The following is a 21192-nucleotide window of genomic DNA, read 5'->3' on the forward strand; positions in this document are numbered from 1 at the left end:
TTCCAAAAGTTATTCTTGTCTTAAGAAATGAGAATAACGAAAGCATGTATTGTATTCAAAATACAAGGGGCTAATTGCGTGTAAAATAAATTAAAAAAAAATGGCTCACTGTTTTTAAGTGTGCCAAGCAAAATATATTGTGAGGTTCCCCTCCTCGAAGTGTGTAATTTTTCCCCACATTAGTACACACTTTCTTATCAATTGAAAGATAACAAGTTAGTAAACCCTGTAGTACTTCCGTTTTTGTATCTATTTTTTTCTGAGAACCAGAATCCTTTTCAACCTGCGAAAAAAGACTAATCTATAGCGAGTTAAAAGGAAACCATTTTCTTATTGAATATCCTCAACCATGCGCTCAATTTTTACATTCAAAATGCCACGTCCTAAGTTATCGGTTAAGTCCATAAAAGCGCGTTTAGACATATCAACGGTTCGTCCTTTTGTGAAAGGACCTCGGTCAGTTACAGTTAATACCACCGAGCGTTTATTTTTTAAATTCGTAACCTTAATTTTTGTTCCGAAAGGCAGTGTTTTATGGGCCGCAGTGTATTTTGAGTTATCAAAAACTTCACCACTTGCCGTTTTTTTACCTGAGAATTTATCGTGGTAATAAGAAGCCTTCGTTTCATCAGTAACTACCTCAAAAGCCTCCTCATCTACCTCAGCCATAACAATAGAATCTGCATCCTCTATACTAGGTAAATCTAATACTGCAACGGTATCAATAGCTTGTCCAAGGACAAGGTTTACAAGCTTTGGTTTTTCTTTCAATTTACCCGCATCTTCAAAACTTGATAAAGTAAAGATAGCTAAGGCAAAAACGATATATTGAAAATATTTCATGGGATTCAAATCAAAAATAGATACTTATCCGAAACAAGAAATGTACCAAAATAAAAAAGAGAGCCGTAAAGCTCTCTTCTGTATCTTTTATCTTCGGTTTATGCAAACCAAACGCTCCAAGGAATTCTAGACAAGATTAAAATTAATCCTAGTGTGTAGAAAATAGCAAACATCTTGAATTTCTTATTGCTATCCGTTGTTCTCTTGTGTTTTGACCATCCAATTGTAATCAAAGCAATTGCGATGATATTGATTAGTGGATGCTCTAAAGCATATAATCTCAAGGTTGAGTCTTTCATTGCTACACTGAAACTCTGAACCATCGGCGAAACAAAATATAGGATAAGACCTAATACTAATTGAATGTGACAGAAGATTAACCCCATCAAACCTAATTTACGATCTTTTTCTGTAAACTCTTTTTTAGAGCTTAGTCCTACAAACGCATTAATTATTGCGATTACCAAGAAAATCAAGGCTAAATATGCAACGCCTGAGTGCGCTGGTTGTAACATTTTATACATATTGTTGTTATTAGTTTACTCACAAATATAAATAAAACAATTGAAACTAAACACTTTGCTTCTGGATTTACATTCTGCCTTTTCGATTGCTTTTTTCGGTGTGAAAACCTCAGCATAAACCGTTAATCTAAAGGTAAATATGCAAATAGAAAGCGCATATACGTTCCTTTTCTTTAGTTAAAATTTGCAATCAAAACGAATTTATCCCGATAAAAACGAATACCTTAGGTTACAATTTGTTCTCTATGGTAAAAACGATTCAAATACTCTATCCCTACTACCTACTGTCCTTTATAGTGACAGTACCCCTTGCATGGACGACCGTTATTTGGTGGTGCATTCCAGCCATGCTAGGCACTTTTCTTGCGCTCCTTTATTTTTGGACGTTTCGCCAATACGAGCTGTACTTTTTCAAAAACAAAGGATGGCAACCGCGCCATCTTGTCTTTACCTTATTGGGGAGCAACTTACTACTCGCTTTTCTGATTTCCACATTTAAATTACGCTAACCATGCCAACCTTGTATATAGATAGTCTTGTGTATCAGATCAATCACAAAACGATACTCAACAACATCTACTTTCAAATGCAAACGGGAGAGCTCATTGAGTTAACCGGTTCCAATGGAGCGGGAAAATCAGCCTTCCTCGAGGTGCTATTTGGCACTAAAAAACCGCAACATATGCATCTCAAAATCGATCAAAAGCTCATTCGAAGTTCCAACCACTTACAACGCCATTTTGCGTTAAAACCTCAGTTTAATTTTTTCCCAAAACAATTGCGTCTCAAAGATGTGTTACCTAAATTATATTGGAATTGGGCTGAATTTGAGGCTCATATGAACCATCCCATCTCTCATTTTTCAACGGGCATTCAACAGCTTATACAAACGCTATTTGTTCTTGAACTACCTCAACCTTTTATTTTACTAGATGAACCTTTTGCGGGACTATCCCCCATCCTTCAAGAACAGCTTATTGCTGTTTTACAACAAAAAGGCAAGACTAAAGGAATTCTCCTTGTCAATCACATTCCCCATCTCTTAGATGAAATTCGAACGCGAAAAGTACAGCTTCTCCAGGGCATTCTCCAATCAACTTAAAAAGGCTTTCAAACTACATTGAAAGCCTTTTTATTTTTTAGAACATATCCAATTCAAACAACGCTCAACTAATGCATTAAACATTCAATTAGTCCTTTTTTCTTCTCCTTTTTTCGATTTAAATTCACCCTAAAACCAACTTAAACCGGGAACAGGGAGAAAATACTGAACAACTAAAAAATGAAAAAATTTATACTAATCTTGTCGCTTTTTTCGCTATCTACAACAAGTTTTGCAGGTTGTTTTACAATCAACCACTCCTTTGGTGGTGGTACCTATTACTGTTCTCAAGAAGGCGATACTATGGAGCAAATTTTACAAGATGCCGTAGACATCGACAACTTTGTATGCGGATAAAAATCCACAGCGTGTTCATATAACACGCTGTTTTTTCAATCAATCATAAAATTAGACCATGAAAAAAATATACTATATATTTCTATTACTCCTATTAGCCATACAAACGCATGCTCAAGAACAAATCGTTATGCGTTATAATTACGTAGGAAAACTAGTATTAGACAAGACACAGCCCCAAAAGATAGACGAAAGCGTATTTGTATTAGATATTGATTCTACCCAATCCTCGCGTTTTCTTGAATTAGCGCTATTAGAAAGAAAGCGAGGTACAGCTACGATAAAAAACCAAGATGAACTTATACAAGTGCTTCATACATATCGTCCTAAAACAGACTTTATGGTCTTTGCAGAAAATACTACTTTGGAAACCCTGACTAGTATAGGAAGAGTAAACTACAGTTACACCCAACCCCAAAACACCATAATATGGAAAATTGAACCAAATTCTCAGCAGTGGAACAGTTATACAGTACAAAGAGCCACTACTTTTTTTGAAGGTCGTCAATGGAATGTTCTCTTCACTTCTGAAATTCCTTTAATCGAAGGGCCTTATAAATTTAAAAACCTACCTGGTTTTGTGGTTAAAGCCTGGGATGATGAAAACCAATATGAATTTGAATTTATCAACAGTGAGAAAGTTACTATCGACAATTGGGACTTGAGTAATCCGAAAGAGATAGTAACTTCCATTACTCCCGCACAATATGAAAAAGTATTAAAGATATATCATGGAAAAACCTATAGAGATCTCTTAATTGAAATGAATCCAAAAAACGCAGAAACAGCTCCTGCCGAATTTGCGGAAAAAATAGGCCTTCGTTCGAATCCAATTTATAAAGTTCAATAGTACTCCATTCACCGTTTCTTTCCTTTTCAATCGAAACACTTCTTTTCATCCTCTTGTATCTTATGCCCCATTTTATTCACAACTCACTTGTTTTATGTACTTTTCTTCTGGCAAACCTAGTTGCTGTTGGACAAGAACGCATTCAAGGAAAAGTGGTAGATCAAGCAAACATTCCAATTGAAGGAGCCATCATTTCCCTTGTAAAAGCAGAAACTGAAGAAGTGATTCAATATACACAATCCAATACAGCAGGTGTTTTTGAAATGTCGTTACTTACACCTAGTCCAAACCTCAACCTACGCATTCAACATCTTGATTATGCGCTATATCATCATGCTTTAGTGTTTCCTGTTTCTTATCTCACACTCACCTTAAAAGAACAGGAAACCGTACTAGAAGAAATCTTCATTAAACCTTCTCCAATTACTCAACGCAATGACACACTAAGCTATAGGGTTGAGTCTTTTGCTACCAAAACCGATCGCGTCTTAGAAGATGTCTTAAAACGACTGCCCGGCATAGAGGTTAGTGATTCGGGTCAAATCAAATATCAAGGAGAAAATATCAATCGATTTTACGTAGAAGGTTTAGATTTAATGCAAGGGCGTTATACCGCGGTTACGAAAGCAATTTCGCCAGACGATATTAGTCGGGTAGAGGTTTATGAAGATCATCAACCCATCAAAATGTTGGATGGCAAGGTTGCAACCAGTAAACCTGCTTTAAATATTCATTTAAAAAACAAAATAAGTCGTGCAGGTACAGCTAAAATTGGTGGAGACTTCACTCCTTTTCTTTGGGATATTGCTCTTTCACCTATGTTTTTTAGTCAAAATTTTCAAACATTAGCTAGTTATGCGACTAATAATACAGGACAAACTTTAACTACTAAAATGCAGCAGTTGTATTCGTTTCAAGAGTATGATACTTTTTTATATTCCACCACTAGCTCTCCATTTCTACAACTAGCAACGAATGCTGATCCTTCCCTCAATCAAAACCGTTATTGGTTTAATAAAAGTCATTTAGGGAATCTAAATGTACTGCAAAAACTCAAAAACAATTGGGAACTTACTGGAACCCTATACTATTTAAATGAAAATAATGATGCCGACGATAGAGTACAAACCACGACCATACATTATCTAAATCCAACACCTGGTGACTCTGAGCCCATAACATATCAAAGAACAACGGCTAGTCATACCGCAAAAGAAATCTTCAATACTGAATTTACCTTAACGCAAAATAAAAAACAAAACTATACCAAAAACAAAACGACAATCCGCGTATCAAAAGATAAAACAAGAGGGAATTTGATGGTCAATACGCCAGAAAATTTGATTCAGCAAAAAGTAAACGCTCCTATTTTTCAATTGCAAAATACGTTGAGTACCCTTATTCCTTTAACAGAAAAGCATTGGATTAATTTTCGTTCTCTCATCGATTTTTCAAACAGCAAAGAAGCGTATTCCGCTTCTCCAACTGCACTTTTTAATTTAGATAATCCAGATTTAGCTCCTTACCCATCCTTATCCCAACACTATGATAATCAATCTTTCTATACAAAAAATGCCGTAGCCTATGTTTGGAGAAAGCGTGCTTGGACTTTTTCTGAAGAATATAACTTTACCTTCCAACAAACGCATGTCAACACGGATTTGTATGGAAATGAAACTGATTTTTGGATTCCTATCCCTGGAGATTACCACAATCAACTGCGTTCTCAAACGAGCAGTAATGCATTACATTCCAAAATCAATTTCAAAGCCAAGCGTTGGTCCTTTAACCTTAATCTTCCCTTAGATTGGACCACAGCTTCATTGATAGACAAAAAAAACAACAAACGTGATAGCAATCGCAAATTATTTCTTTCTCCCACTCTTTATGTGCAATATATTGCCTCTTTATACTGGACATTTAAAGGAAATATAGCCTACACCAGTGTTTTCACACCACTAAATCAACTGTATTCTTCTACTGTACTCAACGAATTAAATTTTAGCGCTTACACCAATCGTATTTTATCTAATCATCGGTTTACGAGCAAAATTGAAACCAACTATAAAGATCCTTTTACTGGGTGGTTTGCTTATTTTAATCTGGAGTATATTGAACAACAAAATCCTATTTTATTTTCTCAGGAAATTGGCAAAAATGGGCAACAAGTCATTCAGGCTATTGAACAAAACAACACCCAAACAACACAACGCTTAGAACTAAATATCAACAAGTTAATTGAACCAATTAGCACAACCTTAAAAGGAAGTTTCTCACATAGTAGGAATAAAAATCCGATGTTCATTAATCAAGCGCATAATACAGTAAGAACCCATCAAAACAGCTATCGATTCAGTTTGTCCAATACATCTTTTACTTGGTTGAATATTGATTATTCCTTTACTTATCAACAAATCAAAAACGAAGATTTTTCTTCTTCCAGTAGCGCTAAAACAACCCATGATGCGACCTTGAGTTTACTTCCTTTTGAACAACATACTTTACTTACTACGCTTGCGTATCAAGAAAATCATATCCAACAACAATCGTTCAGCAACACCTTTGTAGATTTAACCTATCGCTATACTTTTTCCAAACGCAAAATTGATTTGGAACTCGCTTGGACAAATATTTTTAATTATAAAGAATACAGTCAGGTCATTGTCAATGATATGATGACAAATGTAATGCAAACGCCAATAAGACCGAGACAACTCTTAGTCTCGATTCGCTTTGCCTTCTAAATAGATAAGGCCTTCAACTAAAGTTGAAAGCCTTATCTAACTAACGTATCCAATTTAAAAGTAATAATCTATTTCTTTTTGGTAATCTCAATTACCCCATTTTCTCCTTCTTTGCCATATTCCTTTATGGCTTGCTCTCCTTTTAAAACATCAACTCGCTCTATATTCTCAGATATAATAGCGCTAATTGTAGCTGGATCTTTGACTTTTTTTCCATCAACAACATAAATCGGATTGGAGGCAGACATTTGAGAAACAGAGGAAGATCTATAATTTAAATTTTTATCACTTGTCTGATTAGCCCTAGCTTTTTCCTCAGCGATTTTTGCTTGTTTACGTGCTTTAGCAGCGGCATCTAAAGCTTTCTTGGAATCTTCCATCGCTTTCTTGGAATCCTCCTTAGCTTTCTTGGAATCCTCCATCGCTTTCTTGGAATCTTCCATCGCTTTCTTGGAATGCTCCTTAGCTTTATTGGAATCTTCTATAACTCTCTCTGAATCCTCTCTAATTTTCTTTGAATCTTCTATAACTTTCTTTGAATCCTCTGTAACTCTCTTTGAATCTTCTATAACTCTCTTTGAATCCTCTGCAACTTTCTTTGAATCCTCTTGCCCCTCATTGCTACTTAAAAAACCTGAATTTTTCTTATTATTCTTAGGCTCTTGCACTGTATTAGAATGGGTTGTTGTTTCTTGGTCAAGAAAGCGAACTTCTGCTTTCGTTTTCACTTGAAACAGTAAAATGAAACCTATAGCTATAGGCAAGCATAAAACAAATTTTGATTTTTTCATATAATTCGATTTAGGTTGGTTTAACATAACGATTCTCTTTTTCAAATCCGATGATTTAAAAGAGTTAACTAAAGAAATATTAGATGCTTTCAATTGTTCAAACTGCACCAGAGTTATTTGATATTCGTAACTATTCTGTAATTCAATGACTTTTTGATCTACGATATATTCTAAATTTAAGCGAATGTATTTTTCTAATAGAACGAGAAATGGGTTAAACCAAAATATGCATCGCAAAAAATGAATCAATACTAAGTCTAGGGTGTGTTTCTCTTGAACATGTACCTTTTCATGCTGAATAATCATATCCAATGCTTCAATTTTTCGATAATTGACTGGTAAAACAATCCATTTCCAAAAGGAGTAGGCTTCCTCACTATTACGATCCACTTTTATGGTTACATCAGAATCTGAAAAACCCTGCAAGTGCTTGATATAACGCATTAATCGCCTTATTTTAAACATGAAAAATATACCAATCGCTCCCGTGATTAAAACAAAGGCAAAAGTTACTATACCTGAAACTCCCAATTGGTCTATCAGAGTCTGATGTATCCCCTTACTTCCGCCAACTGTATCTTGATTCATCAGCATAGCCCAATCAATTGATTGTTCAACATAAACTATTTTAGTAAAGGTTAACAATGGAAAAATTAGGCTACATACAATTCCAGCTATAAAAAAATAACGAATGGTGGTAAAAAAAGTTTCTTTCTTCAAAAGCAGAAGATAGAAACCTAAAACAAGGAGTAGCAAGCCATTTACTTTAAGTATATACTCAAAAAAAGGTGTCATAAGCACGTTGTTTTTTAAGGTTAATTACTGCTATTACTTTCTATTATTTTCTATTATTGAAATAATTTCATCCAATTCATTTTGGGAAACCTGTTTATCCTTCACAAAAAAGTTGACCAAATTACTAAATGAATTATCAAAATACTTTGTCATCGTCTCTTCCATAAACCGAGTTCGATACTCTTCCAGCGTAACCAATGGGTAATATTGATGTGATTTCCCATAGGCTTTGTATGCAACGACCCCTTTTTCTTCTAAAATGCGAACTAAAGTTGACAATGTATTATAATGGGGCTTGGGTTCAGGTATTTCTGCCAAAATATCATTGACAAATCCTTTTTCTAATCGCCAAAGGATGTGCATTATCTCTTCTTCTTTATTGGTCAACTTTTCCATTGCTTCTTATTTTGATTGAAACAAACATATAACTAATTTTTTAGTTATCAAACTAAAAAATTAGTTATCAATGTCTTTTTATTTTAAATCTATAAAAAAGCCCTGTAAATTCAATTGATTTACAGGGCCTTAAAAAAAAAATAACACGTAGTCTCCTACAATGCTTCCAGAAGTTGAAGCATTTCTTTTGGTCCAACATAGGCATACTGTTGGTATATAATTTCATAGTTTTTATTTAAAATAACTAAAGCGGGATAAGCCTGTTGGGAGGTTAGTACTTCAGCTAATTGATGCACGCCAGCCTGAATACCCTTTTTCTTATAAATGAATTCTTGTCCTTTAAATTGAATAGACTTTTTGGTTTCGGCATCAAAAGAGATAAAATAGGCTTTTTCTTCTATTGCTTTTAGTACTGCTTCATTCGCAAACGTTTTCTTTGCCATTAAGGCACAGTACGTACACCAATTGGTATGCAAGAAAACAACAATAGGCTTTGCATTGGCTTCCATCTGTTGTTCCAAATTAGAAAAGGTGACTTCCTGGGCTTGAACTTCATTCATTAAGCCCCAAAAAATGATCGCTACGCCTAAAATAAATCGAAACTTTATGCTTATTCCTCTCATGGACTACCTAATTAAAAAATGGAATAGCGAACACCTATAAAACCTCTAATTCCCTGTAGAGCTGTATAACTATAATCATTGGGTTCAAAGATTACATCCGTTCTTCCTGGAGGAGGCGTTACCCCATTCCCTGGTTCTCCGAATGGATCCCACCATCTTGCAATGGTATCTTCTTTAGGTAGCGTATTGAAAATATTTTTCACCCCACCATACACTTGGAAATTATTGCCAAATTTTTTGGTGACTTGAATATTAGCGATTACCGTCCAAGGTGAATATTCGGGGCGGTAATCATTTTCAACTCGTGGTAATCGCATCGGTCCTTTCCAATCTGCGGTTAAATCTGCGGTAAATCCACGGCCAAAATTATAACTTGCTAACACATTTCCAGACCATTTTGGCGAATGGTAAATTTGTTCGCGAATGCCCTCTTCCTTGCGATATACATCCATATAGGTTGCACCAGTCATCAGTTTTAAAGGAAAATCAAAAACGGCCTCAACATTCAGAGAAATTCCTTTAGATACGGCATGTCCATCTAGATTGGCATAGATAATTTTATGTTGATTGGTATCTGTATCTGCATCAATTTTATTGGTGAAATAGGTATAGAATCCATTGATATCAAAATTAAAAGCCCCAAAACTTGTTGGTACTTTAACCGTATAATTCAAATTGACATTATATGATTTCTCAGGATTAAGATCTTCTGCAAAAACAACTTCTCTTGCTCCTGTTAAAGCGCGGTGATCTTCGGTAAACACATTAACCACTCTAAATCCTGTACCAAAACTTGCGCGCAAAGCATGATTGGAATTTGGCGCAAATTTATATCCTATGCGAGGAGAGTGAATACCTCCATGGGATTTATCATAATCAAAACGATACCCCAACAACAGTTTGTTTTGTTTGTTTAAGGTCCACTCGTCTTGCACAAAAAGTCCAGGGATTTGTATTTTTTGGGGTTGATTTTTGACTAATCCATTTTCATCATAAACGCCTGTAGCCCGGGTATTATCATCATAATAGGTATATTTTAATGAAGCTCCCACTAATAAACTGTGGTTTCCGATATTCTTATCCCAATACGCTTGAGCAAAAGTGACTTGTTGCTTGGCATCGTAGGATTCGACCCCGTACATTGAGTTTTGATTGTGATAGATATACGAAAATTGTGTATAAATATTTTCCGAAGTTGGCAATTGATACATTCCGATTGCCTCAAAGCGATTGGTAAAAATGCTCTCAGCATATACGTCTTCACTACCTCTGTGTTTTTTGCGTTGCCAATTCGTCTGACCTCCCCAACGATCTTCATATACATAACGCAATGCTAAGCTCGCCACTTTATTAGCTGGGCGTTTTAAACTAAACTTATTAAATAATGAAACGCGTTCTTGTTGAGTTACATCCGTAAATCCATCGCCATTTTTGTCTTTTCGTTCCCCAAATTTAAAATAGTTCCCCCCAAATAATCCATTTACTTTTTTTCCCAATTTATACCCTGCACCCAAATCTAAATTGTTTTCGAGCCAGGTCGTTGAAAAGGCATCTATACTTAGTTTAGCTGCGTTTTCAGGATCTTTAGTAATCACATTGATAATTCCTCCCATAGCTTCCGTTCCATACAGGGATGACGCGGGACCTTTAACTACTTCTACTCGTTCAATCAAACTAGTTGGAATACCAAATAATCCATACACCGTTGAAAGTGAGGATACAATAGGCATTCCATCAATTAAGATCATCGTATAAGGTCCTTCCATTCCGTTAATATGAATATCCCCAGTATTACAAACATTACAGTTTAACTGGGGTTGTACACCATTAATCATCTGAACCGCATCAAATAGATTCGCCGTTGGATTCTTTTCAAAAAAAGCAGGCGTATAAATCTCAACCGCAGTTACAGCATCCGATTTTAAAACGGGTTTTAAAGAACCTGAAATGACAATCTCTTCTAAACTTGAATCTTCTAATAAGTCAAAATTTAGCGTAACCGTTTGATTTTCTTTTACTGTTACTTTTTTTGACATTCTTTTAAATCCAACAAATTCTGCCTGTACAGAATAGATTCCTGGCTTCATTCCTTCAATTTTATAATTTCCTTTCTCGTCGGCGGTTGTTCCTTTCGATGTATTTGCTATAAAAACACTAGCATACGATAAAGTTTCACCTGTAGAGGTGATTTTTCCTTGGATAGTTTGAGCATTTGCAAAGTCACAAAAAACAAAGAAACACAAAAAACCTATTAGTACACGCATAAAAAAATATTTACTTTTTGTTGAAATTAAAATTTAGACAAATCTAAAAATATTATTTGAATAAAAAAAGATGTAAATTTGTATTTTATAAAAAATCACTCCATGCTCACATATTCAGAAGAAAACTATTTGAAAACCATTTTTCACTTGTCTTTAGGAGAAGAAAGCGGAATTTCTACCAATGCTATTGCAGCAAGAATAGAAACGAAGGCTTCTTCTGTAACGGATATGATCAAAAAACTGAATGAAAAAAAACTGGTTACCTATCAAAAATATCAAGGAGTTAGACTAACTCCTGAAGGACTTTTGGCGGCAAAGATGATTGTGCGAAAACACCGTTTATGGGAAGTTTTTTTAGTTGATAAATTAGGATTTAGCTGGGATGAAGTACATGCTGTGGCAGAAGAATTGGAGCACATTAAATCAGAAAAACTGATTAATAAACTAGAAGCTTACTTAGGTTACCCTACGGAAGATCCTCATGGAGATCCAATTCCCAATGCAAAAGGAGAGATTAAACAAGTGAAGAAAAAATTGTTGGCAGAGATAAAAGTTCAACAAACGGTAATTTGTGTAGGAGTCAAAGATTCCTCTGCAGAATTTTTACAATATTTAGATAAGCAGAAAATCGCTTTAGGCAGTGAAATCGTAATTTTAGAAATTGAACCTTTCGATCAATCGTATTTAATCGAAATCAACCATACTAAAATTACCATTACTAAAAAGATTGCCAATAACCTTTTTGTCCAACTGAAATAATTGTAAGGCTTACTAACCAGTAAGCTTTTTTTTATCAACCTTATCCATTTATATCCACATGAAAAAGTTATTTACCCCACTGCCTTTAACGCATCATACATTAAAAAATAGACTTATAGTTTCCCCTATGTGTCAATATTCAGCAACGGATGGGTTTGCGACGGATTGGCATTTAGTTCATTTGGGGCAATTTGCTACCGGACAGGCCGCCGCCGTTATACAAGAAGCAACAGCAATAGTTCCGGAAGGGCGAATCACCTATGGTGATTTAGGTATATGGTCTGACGCACATATTGAAAAACTTCAACAAATCACCCAGTTTATTAAAGCACAGAACTGTATTCCAGGTATTCAATTAGCCCATGCAGGCAGAAAATCCAGTTGTGAAAAACCTTGGATTAGTAGAGACCAAATTGCTCCTGACCAATTAAATGGTTGGCAAACAATAGCACCTTCTACTCTTCCTTTCAATGCAAAAGATCGTCCTCCCGTAGCTCTAACTAAAGCAGAAATTACTCAACTCGTTCAATCCTTTAAAGAGGCAACCATACGCGCTATAAAAGCAGGGTATGAAATTATCGAACTACACGGCGCGCATGGCTATTTAATCCATCAATTTTTCTCTCCACTAATCAACGATAGAACGGATGAATACGGTGGTTGTTTTGAAAATAGAATTCGTTTTTTAGTAGAAATTATAGCGGCTATAAAACCGGTATTAACAACACAAAGTTTATGGGTTCGAATTTCGGCAACGGATTGGGCAGATGGTGGCTGGAATATCGAAGAGAGTGTGGCTTTAGCTCAAATTCTTCAAGAAAAAGGAGTCGAGGTTATTGACGTAAGTACAGGTGGAGCAGTAAGACATCAAAAAATAACTACGGGTCTAAACTATCAAGTACCCTTTGCGGCAAAAATAAAAAAGCAATCTTCCTTACTTGTTGGAGCAGTTGGAGAAATCAAAACGGGTGCACAAGCGGAGGCTATTTTACAACAAAATAACGCAGACCTAGTTTTAATTGGTCGTGAGTTTTTGCGAGACCCTCATTTTGTTATGACTGCTGCTAGGGCACTCGAGGTAGATATATCCTGGGCTTCCCAATATGAAAGAGGAAAAGAATAATTAAATTTTACATATTATATACTCAATGAATAAAAGCTTATTAGCATTAGCTGTTGGAGGATTAGCCATCGGTATGACCGAATTTTCCATGATGGGACTCTTACCCGAAATAGCAAATGATTTACAAATATCTATTCCAAAGGCGGGAAATTTCATATCAACCTATGCCTTAGGCGTTGTAATTGGTGCTCCCTTGTTGGTTATGTCTTCCAACAAATACGCTCCACACAAAGTTCTAATGGCTTTAATGCTGTTATTTTCAATTTTTCACGTTCTATTTGTGTTATCTCCTTCTTATCCTACTTTAATCTTAACGCGCTTTATGTCGGGATTACCGCATGGAGCCTTTTTTGGGGTAGGTTCAGTAGTAGCTACACAATTAGCAAAAAAAGGCAAAGAAGCCCAAGCGGTTTCGATTATGTTCGCGGGATTAACAACCGCAAATCTAGCAGGTGTACCCCTAAGTACGTGGATTGGGCAACATTATTCTTGGCGAGAAGCCTATACGCTAATTGCTTCACTTGGCGTGATTACAACTTTAGCCATCTATTTTTGGATTCCCAAAATGCAAGCAGACACTACGACAAATACCAAAAAGCAAATGGCCTTTTTCAAAACGCCTATTGCGTGGATTCTAGTTGCCTTAATTTCAATTGGAACAGGTGGTCTATTCGCGTGGATGAGCTATATCGCTCCCATGATGACGAATGTTGCGCTAATTCCAGAAGCGAATCTTCCCCTTATTATGACGTTAGTTGGGCTAGGTATGTTTCTAGGAAACTTTGTTGGGGGAAGAATTGCAGATACTTTTTCTCCAGCAAAAGCAGTAATTGTCTCTTTCTCATTGATGGCTATATGTTTAGTAATCGTATATTACACCGTACATATTCAATGGATGGCCTATGCCATGTCTTTAGTTACAGGATTAGTTGCTTTTACGATTGGATCACCTTTACAAATGTTGTTGATTAAAAATGCTAAAGGTTCTGAAATGTTAGCTGCATCAGCTGGACAGGCCTGCTTTAATATAGGAAATGCCTTAGGTGCATTTATTGGAGGAATTCCAATTACCTTAGGCTATGGTTATAATTCTCCGGAATGGGTAGGCGCTGGGATGGCTTTCTGTGGAGCACTACTCGCCTATTTATTCATTCAATTTAAAAAAAGAGAAAACCTTTTGCAACAAGAAATTCAGTAGTTTACACTGACATTCTTCATACAAAAGAGCTTCGATTAACAATAAGTTTATAAATTTGCAGAAATAATTTTTATAATGTATAGAACTCATAATTGTGGAGCTTTAAGAGCTTCAGATATAAACACAACCGTTACCCTTTCAGGTTGGGTTAGTAAGCATCGTGATAAAGGTTTTATGATTTGGGTTGACTTACGCGATCGCTATGGTATAACGCAATTAATTTTTGATGCGGAAAGAACAGATAAAACAGTTTTTGAAACAGCCAAAAATTTAGGTCGTGAATATGTTATCCAAGTAACGGGAACTGTCATTGAGCGTACATCTAAAAACCCAAATATTCCTACAGGGGATATTGAAATTTTAGTTGAGTCACTAACTATTTTAAACGAATCCAGTGTTCCTCCTTTTACAATTGAAGATGAAACAGATGGTGGCGAAGATATTCGCATGAAATATCGCTACTTGGATATTCGTAGAAATCCAGTAAAAAACAATTTGCTTTTCAGACATAAAGTGGCGCAAGAGGTAAGAAATTACCTTTCTGCTCAAGATTTCTGTGAAGTAGAAACGCCTTATTTAATTAGTTCTACACCAGAAGGGGCTCGTGATTTTATCGTTCCTTCTCGTATGAATCCAGGTCAGTTTTATGCTTTACCTCAATCGCCTCAAACCTTCAAACAATTGTTGATGGTAGGTGGTATGGATCGTTATTTCCAAATTGTGAGATGTTTCCGCGATGAGGATTTACGTGCAGATAGACAACCTGAATTCACACAAATTGACTGTGAAATGGCTTTTGTTGATCAGGATGATGTTATGGATACTTTTGAAGGCATGACCAAACACTTATTGAAATCTGTTCATGGCCTAGAGATTGATAAATTTCCACGAATGACGTATGAAGAAGCGATGAATACTTACGGTAATGATAAGCCGGATATTCGCTTCGGAATGAAATTTGGAGAATTAAATGCGGTTGCTCAACACAAAGAATTCCCTGTGTTTAACGCAGCTGAATTAGTAGTCGGAATTGCCGTTCCTGGCGGTGCAACGTATACCCGTAAAGAAATAGATGCCTTGATTGACTGGGTAAAACGCCCTCAAGTTGGTGCTTCTGGTATGGTATATTGTAAATGTGAAACTGATGGTTCATTTAAATCTTCGGTAGATAAATTCTATGATCAGGAAGATTTAAAACAATGGGCTACTATCACAGAAGCAAAAGCGGGTGACTTAATCTTAGTCCTTTCTGGACCTGCTACCAAAACAAGAGCACAACTAAGTGCCCTTCGCATGGAACTAGGAAATCGATTGGGCTTGAGAAAAGCGGATGAATTTGCTCCTTTATGGATTATTGATTTCCCTTTATTCGAATGGGATGAAGAATCAGGAAGATATTTTGCGATGCACCATCCCTTTACTTCACCAAAGAAAGAAGATATTGCCCTGTTGGCAACAGATCCAGGGAAAGTTCGCGCAAACGCTTACGATATGGTTTTAAATGGAAACGAAATTGGCGGTGGATCTATTCGTATTCACGACAAAGCAACGCAGGAATTAATGTTTAAATACTTAGGCTTTTCAAAAGAAGAAGCGGAAAAACAATTTGGTTTCTTGATGAATGCTTTCCAATACGGAGCACCACCACATGGAGGATTAGCTTTCGGATTAGACCGTTTAGTAGCTATTTTAGGTGGACAAGAAACAATTAGAGATTTCATTGCCTTCCCTAAAAACAATTCGGGAAGAGATGTTATGATTGATGCACCAAGCGCAATCAGACCCGAACAATTAGAAGAATTACACCTTGCAATCAAAGCTGAATAACAAAAAAACGGGGATAGTTAATGTCCCCGTTTTTTTATACTTCTATTTGATATAAAACGGCTTCAATTCCCGCTAAGGTTATCTCTTTCTCATATCTTAGCCCTATTTTCTCTAGCACCTTTATTGATGCGATATTTTCTTTCATCGCTCTACCAACGATAGTTCTCAAGTAAAATTGCTCAAATCCCACTTGCAAACACATGGCCGCACTCTCTGTTGCGTATCCCTTGCCCCATTCCTCTTCAAAAAAGCGAAATCCTATATCCGTTTGCTGGGTTTCACCTTCAAACTTCAAGCCACACCAACCGATGAATCTACCTGAATCTTTGTGAATTACTGCCCATCTTCCATAGCCATTTTGGTTGTAGTCTTGGTAATTTTCAAGAAATGCCTTTGCTTCAGCTAAATCTCCGAAGGCAGTATTGCCTGTATAGCGTATCACCTTGGGGTTCACATTCAAGTCATAAAAAGATTGCGCATCACTAGGGTGTAATTCCCTTAGAATCAATCGCGCTGTTTCTGCTATCTTTTTCATTTATTACTCGACGAACGGTTATTTTCCATTATAGATATTCATTGCATTATTCAATCCTCCCAAAGCAAACTCTTGAATTGCTTTAGAAGACGTTTCTAAGCGCTCTACAAGCTTTGTTTTCTCCTCCTCAGACCAATTCCCCAAAACGTAATCTACTTGCTGTCCTTGCTTAAATTCATCGCTAATGCCAAATCTAAAACGCGGATAATTTGCATTACCTAAAATGGCCTGAATGCTTTTTAATCCATTATGTCCGCCATCCGATCCTTTTGCTTTAATGCGAATTGTTCCGAAAGGAATATTTAAATCATCGGTAACAACCAAAATATTTTCGATCGGAATATTCTCTTTTTGCATCCAATACTGAACCGCCTTTCCGCTCAAATTCATATATGTATTTGGTTTTAACAACAACAAAGTTCTTCCTTTGATTTTTACTTCTGCTAAACTTCCCAATTTTACGGTTTGCCAATCTCCACCTAGATCACGAGCTACCTGATCTACAACTTTAAACCCAATATTGTGACGCGTGTGAATATATTCAACACCTATATTGCCTAAACCTACAATTAAAAACTTTTTCATGTTACTATGTTACTAATTTTCAGGTTACAAAAATAACGCAAACCCAAGACATTCCATATCTTATTTTGATACAAATAAAAAAGCGCCTGTAAAAATACAGGCGCTTTGAAATAATTTATATTGCTTATAATTATTTTTTCTTTGTAGGAGCTTTTGCTGCTTTTGCTGCTTCTTGAGCTGCTTTCAAAGCTGCACGAGAAACTCTCACTTGACAAACTACTGTATTATCTGGGTGTAATAATTTATAGTTATTAGTTGCAATATCTGTAACATATAATTTATTACCCATTTCTAAATCCGTAATTGTTACTTCTACGAAATCAGGTAAGTTTGCAGGTAAAGCTTTTACCTTTAATTTACGGTTGTTGATGTTTAAAACACCACCAGCCATAACACCTTTAGCATTTCCTATAATTTTGATAGGCACTTCTAAAGTAATTTCTTTATCCTCGAATAATTGGTAAAAATCGATGTGTAAGATTTTATCCGATACTGGGTGGAATTGGATATCTTGTAAAATTGCATTGATTTTTTTACCTCCTTCTAATTCAATCACTACTGTGTGTACATTTGGAGTGTAAACTAAACTCTTAAATGCTTTCTCTTCCGCTGTGAAGTGGATAGCTGATTGTTCTCCTCCGTATACTACGCAAGGAACCATTCCAGCATTACGTAAGGCTTTAGTAGAAACTTTACCTACGCTTTCTCTTTCTGATCCTTTAATTGTAATTGATTTCATTACTTAAATATTTATAAAAATTAATAATTTACATGACAAAAGTTTTGCTAATCGATGTATTCGATTGAACATTGTGCATAGTCTCTGCAAACAAAGGTGCACAACTTAAAACTTTAATTTTGCTACATGGTTTTTTCAATGGAATAGTGTCTGTAACAATTAACTCTGTTAAGGAAGATTCTTCAATCTTTTCATATGCACTTCCTGATAGAATGGCGTGTGTACAAATTGCGCGTACACTCAAGGCGCCTCTTTCCAACATCATATCAGCTGCTTTAGCTAACGTTCCGCCCGTGTCTATCATATCGTCTACCAAGATCACATTACGTCCAGTAACATCTCCTATCAACTCCATTTTTTCAATGATATTCGCCTGTTTTCTTTGCTTATAACAGATAACAACATCCGACTCTAAAAACTTAGAATACGCATAGGCTCTTTTTGAACCTCCCATGTCTGGGGATGCAATCGTAAGATCTCCAATATTCAAACTCTTTACATAAGGTAAAAATATAGTTGAAGCATACAAATGATCTACTGGTTTTTCAAAAAATCCTTGGATTTGATCTGCATGCAAATCCATCGTCATAATTCTTGTTGCTCCAGCTGATTCTAATAACTTAGCGACTAACTTAGCTCCAATCGGAACTCTAGGCTTATCTTTTCTATCCTGTCTTGCCCATCCAAAATAAGGAATTACAGCTGTAATATGCCTAGCTGATGCTCTTTTTGCAGCATCACACATTAACAATAGTTCCATTAGGTTATCTGAGGAGGGAAAAGTAGAGCAAACTAGGAAAACTCTTCGTCCTCTAATTGACTCCTCAAAAGAAGGTTGAAACTCTCCATCACTGTAGTGTGATAACGTTGCCTTACCCAATTCTATACCATATTCCTTAGCTATCTTCTCCGCTAATTCAATACTTTGTGAGCAAGCAAAAATTTTTGCTTCTGATTCAGGATTTAACATTTTTTCTAATTAGTTGTTTTGTTGTTAGTTAGCGCTTCTATATTGTTGTTAAGCGATGCAAATTTATAAAATATTAATGGACTATGAATATTTTTTTGCATTTTTTCTTTGATAGAATGTTTTTTTCTTTAAATTTGCACTCACAATTCAGTACCAAATAAGCCCGGATGGCGGAATTGGTAGACGCGCACGACTCAAACTCGTGTTCTTAGGAGTGTGGGTTCGATTCCCACTCCGGGTACTAAAAAAGGCCTAACTCATAGAGTTAGGCTTTTTTATTTGGTTTTATTTTATTACTTCAAATCATCCGCAGATGGTCCATACATTCCAGGAATAGGAATATCCAACAAACGCAGATAAACAGATAATTGCCCACGGTGATGGTAAATATGATTATTTACAACAAATCGATTGGCTCCTACTTTAGGCATTTGCATAATCGTATGTTCACCTGCTTTTAAAGCCCAGATTTCCATCCATTGTTCCTCTTTCATGCCTTCAATCGCTTCAGAAACGCGAACCTCATATGCATCAATTAATTGCAACAACTCTTCTGTGTTTTTTGCTTCCTCAGGTTTATAATCTATATGGAAGTTAAGCGAACTTTGTTTTGTAATAAACTCCGTCCAAACAATCAATTCAACAATATGCTTTGATAAATCTCCAAGACTCATTGATTTTACATGCGGTTTCCAATCCCATTGATCCGTTGGTACACAAGCAATAATTTTTCTAGTACTCCCTAGCTCATGTTTGAGCTCCATCAAAAAACTTTTATTAATACTCATAATTCTAAGTTGTTATTTTTTTTACCTGAAAACTACAAAACTAAAAGCAAATAATCAACAACATCTACTACTATAGTTACTATACAAAGAAAAGAATACTTGATCAACCAAAAACTTTCTAAGGGTTTTATATCTTTGTAAAAAACAAGTAAAATTGAATACGCAATCCAACTATCTATCTTTTGATGAAGCCAAGCGCAAATTAGAAAACTATTGTGCTTATCAAGATCGTTGCCACTCTGAAGTCATCAATAAAATGTATCTCTTGGGCATTACACCACAAATACACGACGATTTACTAGTGCACCTCATTGAACATCGTTTTTTAAACGAAGAGCGATTTGCCAAAAGTTTTGTCAGAGGAAAACATCGATTAAGTGCTTGGGGAAAAAATAGAATCACCGCTGAATTAAAATTCCGAGATATCAATAGTCGTCTAATTGCAATTGCACTTACTGAAATTGAAGACAAAGAATACTTTGAAACATTTGATCGCATTAGCGCAAACAGATGGAGTCAATTAACCGATCAAGACTTGCTAAAGAAAAAGCAAAAATTTCAAGCCTATTTATTTCGTAAAGGGTATTCGATATCTGATATCATAAGTAAAACACAGGAACTAGAAAAAGAATAGGCCTTAACCTCTTTTAAGCTCGTTTTAGAGCCTTTTTTATAGTGCAGTAGATTACCTTGCTTCTTTCCTAAATCGTTTCACTCTCATTAGATAAATGGGTCAATCCCAAAAGTTGGGTGAGGAATTGATAAAATAATATCTTTACCTTACGGATAGCAAAGAAATACTAAACTAATCCTCCCTGAATACTTGATAGAACCTTACAAAAGTTGAAGAATTAAATAGTCTTTTAGCTATTTACTTCGAAGAGAAGAACGACTATGACACTCAACTTTTAGATAAACAATTAATATTAAAAGGGTTCTATCCTATGGTTATTATAGAAGATTTACCATTACGTAGAGAATCAGTAAGCTACATCGTCAACGTCTTCGTTGGACAGATAAACAAACAAGAAAAATCATCACTTGAGATTAGAACGCAATTGCTGAAGGAACACAAATGACTAAAGAGTTTTCGGGGTTCTTAAAAAATTAGCTGATACTACAATACTTAGTTATAAAGCTATAGAAGAATTGTTTGGCCGTTGATTGAAAGAAGAAAGTTGCAACGTTAATACAAAAATAAAATCAGCGTGAACACGCAAAAGACTGGTTGCTGTATCCACAGAATATAACGGAAAAACTATTCATAGATGAAGCTTGTTTGTCTAAAGGTGGGTTATGAGAAATGGGTTATGAGTTATGGGTGAATAATTAAGAGTGAAGAATACTCTTCCCTTCACCCATTTCTCATACCCCATCAC

Annotated in this window: 20 protein-coding genes and 1 tRNA gene; 10 read left to right on the top strand and 11 right to left on the bottom strand. The window is 35.7% G+C overall.

Features of this window, described 5'->3' with window-relative positions; all coding sequences use genetic code 11:
- Positions 1 to 330 precede the first annotated feature (330 nt).
- Both ACMHJ2_RS11995 and ACMHJ2_RS12000 read right to left on the bottom strand, forming a co-directional pair.
- A complete protein-coding gene (locus tag ACMHJ2_RS11995) occupies positions 331 to 843 on the bottom strand; it encodes a septal ring lytic transglycosylase RlpA family protein (protein ID WP_413513097.1) in 513 nt (170 codons plus the stop codon).
- Positions 844 to 941: 98 nt separating this feature from the next.
- Positions 942 to 1367 (bottom strand): hypothetical protein, encoded by a 426-nt coding sequence (locus tag ACMHJ2_RS12000; RefSeq protein WP_413513098.1) that lies wholly within the window; start codon positions 1365 to 1367, stop codon positions 942 to 944.
- A gap of 511 nt (positions 1368 to 1878) precedes the next feature.
- On the opposite strand from ACMHJ2_RS12000, the gene ACMHJ2_RS12005 reads away from it, so the two are divergent.
- The 4 genes from ACMHJ2_RS12005 to ACMHJ2_RS12020 all read left to right on the top strand — a co-directional run bounded on the left by ACMHJ2_RS12005 (position 1879) and on the right by ACMHJ2_RS12020 (position 6420).
- The gene (locus ACMHJ2_RS12005) at positions 1879 to 2469 is read left to right on the top strand and encodes an ATP-binding cassette domain-containing protein (protein ID WP_413513099.1); all 591 of its coding nucleotides are present in this window, start codon (positions 1879 to 1881) and stop codon (positions 2467 to 2469) included.
- A gap of 180 nt (positions 2470 to 2649) precedes the next feature.
- Positions 2650 to 2826, top strand: a complete 177-nt coding sequence (locus ACMHJ2_RS12010) for a hypothetical protein (protein WP_413513100.1) — start codon at positions 2650 to 2652, stop codon at positions 2824 to 2826.
- A 58-nt stretch (positions 2827 to 2884) separates the two neighbouring features.
- Positions 2885 to 3676 carry a GLPGLI family protein gene (locus ACMHJ2_RS12015; protein ID WP_413513101.1) on the top strand — a complete coding sequence of 264 codons (792 nt, stop codon included), beginning with the start codon at positions 2885 to 2887 and terminating at the stop codon, positions 3674 to 3676.
- Positions 3677 to 3738: 62 nt separating this feature from the next.
- Positions 3739 to 6420 (top strand): carboxypeptidase regulatory-like domain-containing protein, encoded by a 2682-nt coding sequence (locus tag ACMHJ2_RS12020; protein WP_413513102.1) that lies wholly within the window; start codon positions 3739 to 3741, stop codon positions 6418 to 6420.
- A 68-nt stretch (positions 6421 to 6488) separates the two neighbouring features.
- Here the strand turns inward: ACMHJ2_RS12020 and ACMHJ2_RS12025 are convergent, their stop codons facing one another.
- From ACMHJ2_RS12025 to ACMHJ2_RS12040, 4 genes are all read right to left on the bottom strand, one after another.
- Positions 6489 to 8006: a M56 family metallopeptidase gene (locus ACMHJ2_RS12025; RefSeq protein ID WP_413513103.1), complete on the bottom strand. Its 1518-nt coding sequence runs from the start codon at positions 8004 to 8006 to the stop codon at positions 6489 to 6491.
- Positions 8007 to 8039: 33 nt separating this feature from the next.
- On the bottom strand, positions 8040 to 8402 hold the full coding sequence (locus ACMHJ2_RS12030; protein WP_413513104.1) for a BlaI/MecI/CopY family transcriptional regulator: 363 nt from the start codon (positions 8400 to 8402) through the stop codon (positions 8040 to 8042).
- A gap of 155 nt (positions 8403 to 8557) precedes the next feature.
- The gene (locus tag ACMHJ2_RS12035; protein WP_413513105.1) at positions 8558 to 9025 is read right to left on the bottom strand and encodes a thioredoxin family protein; all 468 of its coding nucleotides are present in this window, start codon (positions 9023 to 9025) and stop codon (positions 8558 to 8560) included.
- An 11-nt stretch (positions 9026 to 9036) separates the two neighbouring features.
- A complete protein-coding gene (locus tag ACMHJ2_RS12040) occupies positions 9037 to 11289 on the bottom strand; it encodes a TonB-dependent receptor (RefSeq protein ID WP_413513106.1) in 2253 nt (750 codons plus the stop codon).
- A 102-nt stretch (positions 11290 to 11391) separates the two neighbouring features.
- Between ACMHJ2_RS12040 and ACMHJ2_RS12045 the strand changes: the two genes are divergently transcribed.
- From ACMHJ2_RS12045 to aspS, 4 genes are all read left to right on the top strand, one after another.
- A complete protein-coding gene (locus tag ACMHJ2_RS12045; RefSeq protein WP_413513107.1) occupies positions 11392 to 12048 on the top strand; it encodes a metal-dependent transcriptional regulator in 657 nt (218 codons plus the stop codon).
- A gap of 58 nt (positions 12049 to 12106) precedes the next feature.
- Positions 12107 to 13171 carry an NADH:flavin oxidoreductase/NADH oxidase gene (locus tag ACMHJ2_RS12050; RefSeq protein WP_413513108.1) on the top strand — a complete coding sequence of 355 codons (1065 nt, stop codon included), beginning with the start codon at positions 12107 to 12109 and terminating at the stop codon, positions 13169 to 13171.
- Positions 13172 to 13196: 25 nt separating this feature from the next.
- On the top strand, positions 13197 to 14369 hold the full coding sequence (locus tag ACMHJ2_RS12055) for an MFS transporter (RefSeq protein ID WP_413513109.1): 1173 nt from the start codon (positions 13197 to 13199) through the stop codon (positions 14367 to 14369).
- Between the two features lie 75 nt (positions 14370 to 14444).
- Positions 14445 to 16196, top strand: coding sequence for an aspartate--tRNA ligase (gene aspS / locus ACMHJ2_RS12060; protein WP_413513110.1), 1752 nt, complete (start codon positions 14445 to 14447; stop codon positions 16194 to 16196).
- A 34-nt stretch (positions 16197 to 16230) separates the two neighbouring features.
- On the opposite strand, the gene ACMHJ2_RS12065 is transcribed toward aspS, so the two are convergent.
- The 4 genes from ACMHJ2_RS12065 to ACMHJ2_RS12080 form a co-directional block, all read right to left on the bottom strand.
- On the bottom strand, positions 16231 to 16731 hold the full coding sequence (locus tag ACMHJ2_RS12065; RefSeq protein WP_413513111.1) for a GNAT family N-acetyltransferase: 501 nt from the start codon (positions 16729 to 16731) through the stop codon (positions 16231 to 16233).
- An 18-nt stretch (positions 16732 to 16749) separates the two neighbouring features.
- Positions 16750 to 17316: an aminoacyl-tRNA hydrolase gene (pth, locus tag ACMHJ2_RS12070; protein WP_413513112.1), complete on the bottom strand. Its 567-nt coding sequence runs from the start codon at positions 17314 to 17316 to the stop codon at positions 16750 to 16752.
- A gap of 130 nt (positions 17317 to 17446) precedes the next feature.
- Positions 17447 to 18055 carry a 50S ribosomal protein L25/general stress protein Ctc gene (locus tag ACMHJ2_RS12075; protein ID WP_413513113.1) on the bottom strand — a complete coding sequence of 203 codons (609 nt, stop codon included), beginning with the start codon at positions 18053 to 18055 and terminating at the stop codon, positions 17447 to 17449.
- Between the two features lie 28 nt (positions 18056 to 18083).
- Positions 18084 to 19025 carry a ribose-phosphate pyrophosphokinase gene (locus ACMHJ2_RS12080; protein ID WP_413513114.1) on the bottom strand — a complete coding sequence of 314 codons (942 nt, stop codon included), beginning with the start codon at positions 19023 to 19025 and terminating at the stop codon, positions 18084 to 18086.
- A gap of 161 nt (positions 19026 to 19186) precedes the next feature.
- On the opposite strand from ACMHJ2_RS12080, the gene ACMHJ2_RS12085 reads away from it, so the two are divergent.
- Positions 19187 to 19266, top strand: a tRNA-Leu gene (locus ACMHJ2_RS12085).
- A 52-nt stretch (positions 19267 to 19318) separates the two neighbouring features.
- On the opposite strand, the gene ACMHJ2_RS12090 is transcribed toward ACMHJ2_RS12085, so the two are convergent.
- Positions 19319 to 19813, bottom strand: coding sequence for a DinB family protein (locus ACMHJ2_RS12090; RefSeq protein WP_413513115.1), 495 nt, complete (start codon positions 19811 to 19813; stop codon positions 19319 to 19321).
- 154 nt (positions 19814 to 19967) lie between these two features.
- Between ACMHJ2_RS12090 and ACMHJ2_RS12095 the strand changes: the two genes are divergently transcribed.
- Entirely contained in the window at positions 19968 to 20447 is a 480-nt protein-coding gene (locus ACMHJ2_RS12095) for a regulatory protein RecX (protein WP_413513116.1), read from the top strand.
- Positions 20448 to 21192: the final 745 nt, after the last annotated feature.

The organism is Myroides odoratus, from assembly GCF_965118575.1.
Lineage (GTDB): Bacteria > Bacteroidota > Bacteroidia > Flavobacteriales > Flavobacteriaceae > Flavobacterium > Flavobacterium odoratum_B.